The sequence below is a fragment of the Spirillospora sp. NPDC046719 genome (genome assembly GCF_040645715.1).
GTDB lineage: Bacteria > Actinomycetota > Actinomycetes > Streptosporangiales > Streptosporangiaceae > Spirillospora.
In genome coordinates, this window is sequence record NZ_JBEYYT010000605.1 from 1 (window position 1) to 4,579 (window position 4,579).

Sequence of the window (4,579 nt, forward strand, 5' to 3'; positions counted from 1 at the left end):
TGTAGGCGATGTTGATCAGGACGATCGCCGACCAGGCCAGGAACAGGCCGACCCCGCCGGCGTTCACGACCGCGATGGCGCTGAGCGGGATGGCGGCGAGCATCGACAGCACCGCCAGCAGCAGGCTGTGGTCGCCGTCCCCGGACGGGCGGGGCACGCGGGGGCGGCGGCGCGGGGCCGGGGCGGCGGGACGCGCGTCGAGGGCCTCCTCGATGCGGTCCACGACCGTCTCGATGAAGGCCGCGTCGTAGTCGGGGCCCAGCTCGCGCCGGGCCGCCAGCGCCGCGGTGAGGTCCTCGCGAGGCAGTCGTCGGGTCGTCATGGTTCGGTTATAGGCGCGCGGGGTCCGGTGCCGCCTCACTCCGCGGTGCCAACCGCGGCGTACCCCGCAGGGATGAGCGGGGGGACGGCTCCGCGCGCCGATAAACTGCCGCTTTCGTCCGATAATCGCCGGAGGTTTCCGTGACCGTGCGGCCCCGCTCGACCGTCCTGGCCGCGTGCGCGGCCGCCACCGCGCTCGTCCTGGCCGGATGCGGTGGCGGGACGAAGGAGGACGGCGCGGGGGAGAGCGCGTCCCCCGGCGCGGCGCCCGCCGCGCTCGGGCCGATCCCCGCGATCAAGCCCGCGGACGTCAAGCCGCTCGTCGGCCGCTGGGTCGGCACCGCCAAGGACTACTTCCAGTTCACGGCGGACGGCAGCGGCGTGTGGGTGAAGGGCGGGCAGAGGCTGTGGAGCGGGACGGCGATCCCCGAGGGCGGCGGGAAGTACCGCTTCTCCTGGCAGGGCGGCGACCCGAAGACCGCGTCCTACTGGGGGGTGTCCCTGTCGGAGAAGAACACCAAGCTGGTGTTCGCGGGAACGAACCAGACGTACACCAAGGCAGTCGCACACAAGGGCAAGGGATGACCGACACCACCGAGAACGCCGGGGACGCGGGGAACGCCGGAGCCGCGGCGGGCGACGGCGCGTTCGCCTCGCCCGCCGACGTCGAGCGCAGGCTGGCCGGCGTCCGCTACCTCGCCGACGAGGCGATCGCCACCACCGTGTTCCTCGCGCAGGCGCTCGGCAAGCCGCTGCTCGTCGAGGGCCCCGCCGGGGTCGGCAAGACGGAGCTGGCCAAGGCCGTCGCGGCGGCCACGCGGGCGGAGCTGATCCGGCTGCAGTGCTACGAGGGTCTGGACGAGGCCCGCGCGCTGTACGAGTTCAACTACAAGAAGCAGCTCCTCGCCATCCAGGCCGCCCCGGCGGACCGGGCCTGGCAGGAGACCCACGACGACATCTTCTCCGAGGAGTTCCTGCTGGAGCGGCCGCTGCTCGCGGCGATCCGGCGCGCGGAGCCGACCGTCCTGCTGATCGACGAGGCCGACAAGGCGGACGTCGAGGTCGAGGGCATGCTGCTGGAGGTCCTGTCGGACTTCCAGGTCACCATTCCCGAGCTCGGCACGGTCAGCGCGGTGCGCCGGCCGTTCGTGCTGATCACCTCGAACGCGGCGCGGGAGCTGTCGGAGGCGCTCAAGCGCCGCTGCCTCTATCTGCACCTGGACTACCCGGCGCCGGAGCGGGAACGCGACATCGTCCTCGCGCAGGTGCCCGGCATCGAGGCGGAGCTGGCCGAGCAGCTCGTCCGGACGGTCGGGACGCTGCGCGCGCTGGAGGTCAAGAAGGCGCCGTCGATCGCCGAGACCGTCGACTGGGCCCGCACGCTGCTCGCGCTCGGCCTCGACGAGCTGGACGAGGCGGCCGTCGCCCGCACCCTCGGCGTCGTCCTCAAGCACGCGTCCGACCAGGAGCGCGCCGCCAAGGAACTGGGCCTGAGGGGCTGATCGGATGGCCTCGCTCGTCGACCGGCACACCGGGTTCGTCGCCGCGCTGCGGGAGGCCGGGCTGCCGGTGTCGGTCGCCGAGGGCCTGGACGCGGTCCGCGCGATGCAGGCCGTCGACCTGCTCGACCGGGGCGCGCTGCGGGCCGCGTACGCCGCCACGGTGGTGAAGCGGCCCCAGCACCGTCCGACCTTCGACACGCTGTTCGACCTGTGGTTCCCGGCCGCGGTCGGGGACGGCGCCGGAGCGGTGCGCGAGGAGGACCGGCCCGTCCGGACGCTCGGCGCGGACGGCAACCCCGTCCCGCCCGCCCTGGACCCGGAGGTGCAGCGCCGCCGCGGGGAGCTGATGGAGCTGTTCCTGTCCGGCGACGACGCGGCGCTGCGGCAGTTCGCCCGGACGGCCGTCGCCGAGTACGGGCGGACGCCGGGCCAGGAGTCGTGGTTCTCCTCGGGCGTGCTGCGGGCGCTGTCGCCCGAGACGCTGATGGCCGGGCTGCTCAACGCCGTCCTGAACGGTCAGGAGCGCGGCGGGATGGCCGAGCGCGTCGCGCGCCGCACGTTCCGCGACCGGATCGGCCGGTTCGAGGAGCTCGTCGCGAGCGAGGTGCGCCGCCGCATCGCCGAGGACACCGGCGTCGAGCGGACCGCGCGCCTCGCCGTCCGGCCGCCGCTGGAGCGCCTCGACTTCTCCAGTGCCAACCGCGCCGACCTCGCCGCGCTGCGCCGCGAGGTGTACCCGCTGGCGCGCAAGCTCGCGTCAAAGCTCGTCCAGAAGCAGCGGCACGGCAAGAGCGGCCGCCTCGACTTCCGGCGGACGGTCCGGGCGTCGCTGGGCAGCGGGGGAGTGCCGCTGACGACGCACTACCGGCCGCGCCGCCCGCACAAGCCGGAGCTGGTCGTCTTGTGCGACGCCAGCGACTCGGTGTCGGCGTTCGCGCACTTCACGCTGCTGCTGACGTTCGCGCTGCGGGAGCAGTTCAGCAAGGTCCGCGCGTTCGCGTTCATCGACGCGACCGACGAGATCACCAAGTACTTCGCGCCGGGCGCGGACGTCACCGACGCGATGACGCGCATGGCCGCCGAGGCCGACCTCGTCTGGATCACCGGCCGGTCCAACTACGGCCACGCCATCAAGGTGTTCGACGACAAGTACCGCGACGCGATCACGCCGAAGACGTCCCTGCTCATCCTGGGCGACGCCCGCTCCAACTACGGCGAGCTGTCGCTGCCGATCCTGCGGTCCATGGTCGACCGGGCGCGGCACGCCTACTGGCTGAACCCCGAGCCGCGGCGGCTGTGGGACACCGGCGACTCCGCCGCGTCCCGCTACGGCGACCTCGTCCCGATGTTCGAGTGCCGCAACCTCACCCAGCTCGCCGCGTTCATCGAGGAGCTCGCCTGACCGGCCGCGCTCACCCGTGCTCGCGGATGGCGACGGCCAGGGCGGCGCCGGCGAGGGCGACGACGGCGGACACGAGCATCGCGACGTCGGTGCCGTGCGCGAGCGCCGACGGGCCGTCGCCGGACCCGGTCGCGATCGCGCCGACGACCGCCACCCCGATGGACGCGCCGACGTAGCGGGCGGTGTTGTTCGCGCCGGAGCCCATGCTCGCCCGGTCGGCGGGCACGCTCTCCACGGCCAGCCGCGCGAGCATCGCGTTGGCCAGCCCGCTGCCGACCCCGGACACGACCAGGCCGGGGACGAGCCGCCACCAGTGCGCGTCCGGTGCGAGCCCGAGCATCGCGAACTCGCCGGCCGCGCTGAGCGCCAGCCCGGCGGCGAGCAGCCGCCCGGCGGGCAGCCGGGACGGCAGCCGGCGGGCCTGTAGCGCGGCGACGAACGACAGCCCGGACCAGATGGCCAGCACCAGCGCCGACACGACCGGCGACAGGCCCAGCACCAGTGTCATCACGGTCGCCAGGTAGCTCATGATCCCGATGACGGCGAGGCCGGTGACCAGCGCGCCGGACACCGACAGCAGGAACGCGGGCCGCCGGAACAGGCCGAGGTCGAGCATCGGCTCGGCGCGCCGCGCCTCCACGACGGTGAACGCCGCCAGCAGCACCGCCGCGGCGCCGAGCAGCACCAGCACGCCCGGACGCGTCCAGCCGGCCCGCCCCCACGTGATCGCCGCGACCAGCGCCGCCACGCCGAGGCTCATGGTGACCAGCCCCGGCAGGTCCAGGCCGCGCGGCCGGTCGGCCCGCGACTCGCCGAGCGTCCGCACCGCGACCGCGCCGAGCGCCGCCGACGCGACGGCCGCGACCCAGTACCAGGCCCGCCAGCCGGCCGCCGAGGCGAGGCCCGCCGACGCGACCGGCCCGAGCGCGATGCCGAGGCCGAGCATCGCGCCCCACACCCCGGTGGCGTGGGCGCGGCGCGGGCCCGGCGGGAACGCAGCCGCGATGATCCCGAGACCGGTGGCCAGCAGCGCGGCGCTCGCCGCGCCCTGCACGATCCGTCCCGCGACGAAGACCCCGGTCGTCGGCGCGACGGCGCAGGCGACGCTGGACGCGGCGAGCGCGGCGGCGCCGATGGCGAACACGCGCCGCCGGCCGTGGTCGTCGGCGAGGCTCCCGGTCGCCAGCAGCGCCGCCGCCAGTCCCAGGCTGATCGACGACATCAGCCAGATCCGGGCCGTCGGCCCCGCCCCCAGCCCGTGCGCGGTCTCGGTGAGCGCGGCCATCGGCGCGGTGTAGTTCATGAGCGCCAGCAGCGTCGCGGCGGCCGGCAGCGCCAGCGCGGCGGCGGTGCC

General features: G+C 74.9%; 5 protein-coding genes. 3 read left to right on the top strand and 2 right to left on the bottom strand.

The features are described from left to right. Positions 1-322: hypothetical protein (locus ABZ914_RS47030; RefSeq protein ID WP_500201143.1), on the bottom strand; the 322-nt coding region annotated here is incomplete at its 3' end. A 140-nt stretch (positions 323-462) separates the two neighbouring features. On the opposite strand from ABZ914_RS47030, the gene ABZ914_RS47035 reads away from it, so the two are divergent. Genes ABZ914_RS47035 through ABZ914_RS47045 form a run of 3 tightly spaced genes read left to right on the top strand, consistent with a single transcriptional unit; the run spans position 463 to position 3,225 of the window. Continuing rightward, positions 463-906 (top strand): hypothetical protein, encoded by a 444-nt coding sequence (locus ABZ914_RS47035; RefSeq protein ID WP_500201144.1) that lies wholly within the window; start codon positions 463-465, stop codon positions 904-906. Further along, the gene (locus ABZ914_RS47040) at positions 903-1,823 is read left to right on the top strand and encodes an AAA family ATPase (RefSeq protein WP_500201145.1); all 921 of its coding nucleotides are present in this window, start codon (positions 903-905) and stop codon (positions 1,821-1,823) included. Before ABZ914_RS47035 ends, ABZ914_RS47040 begins: the two co-directional genes overlap by 4 nt. A 4-nt stretch (positions 1,824-1,827) precedes the next feature. Further along, on the top strand, positions 1,828-3,225 hold the full coding sequence (locus tag ABZ914_RS47045; protein WP_500201146.1) for a vWA domain-containing protein: 1,398 nt from the start codon (positions 1,828-1,830) through the stop codon (positions 3,223-3,225). A gap of 10 nt (positions 3,226-3,235) precedes the next feature. On the opposite strand, the gene ABZ914_RS47050 is transcribed toward ABZ914_RS47045, so the two are convergent. Then, on the bottom strand, positions 3,236-4,579 hold a 1,344-nt coding region (locus ABZ914_RS47050), incomplete at its 5' end, for an MFS transporter (protein ID WP_500201147.1).

Excerpts from the sequence above, each read along its gene's own strand:
- ABZ914_RS47040 (WP_500201145.1), top strand. The coding sequence starts at position 903 with ATGACCGACACCACCGAGAACGCCGGGGACGCGGGGAACGCCGGAGCC.
- ABZ914_RS47045 (WP_500201146.1), top strand. The coding sequence starts at position 1,828 with ATGGCCTCGCTCGTCGACCGGCACACCGGGTTCGTCGCCGCGCTGCGG.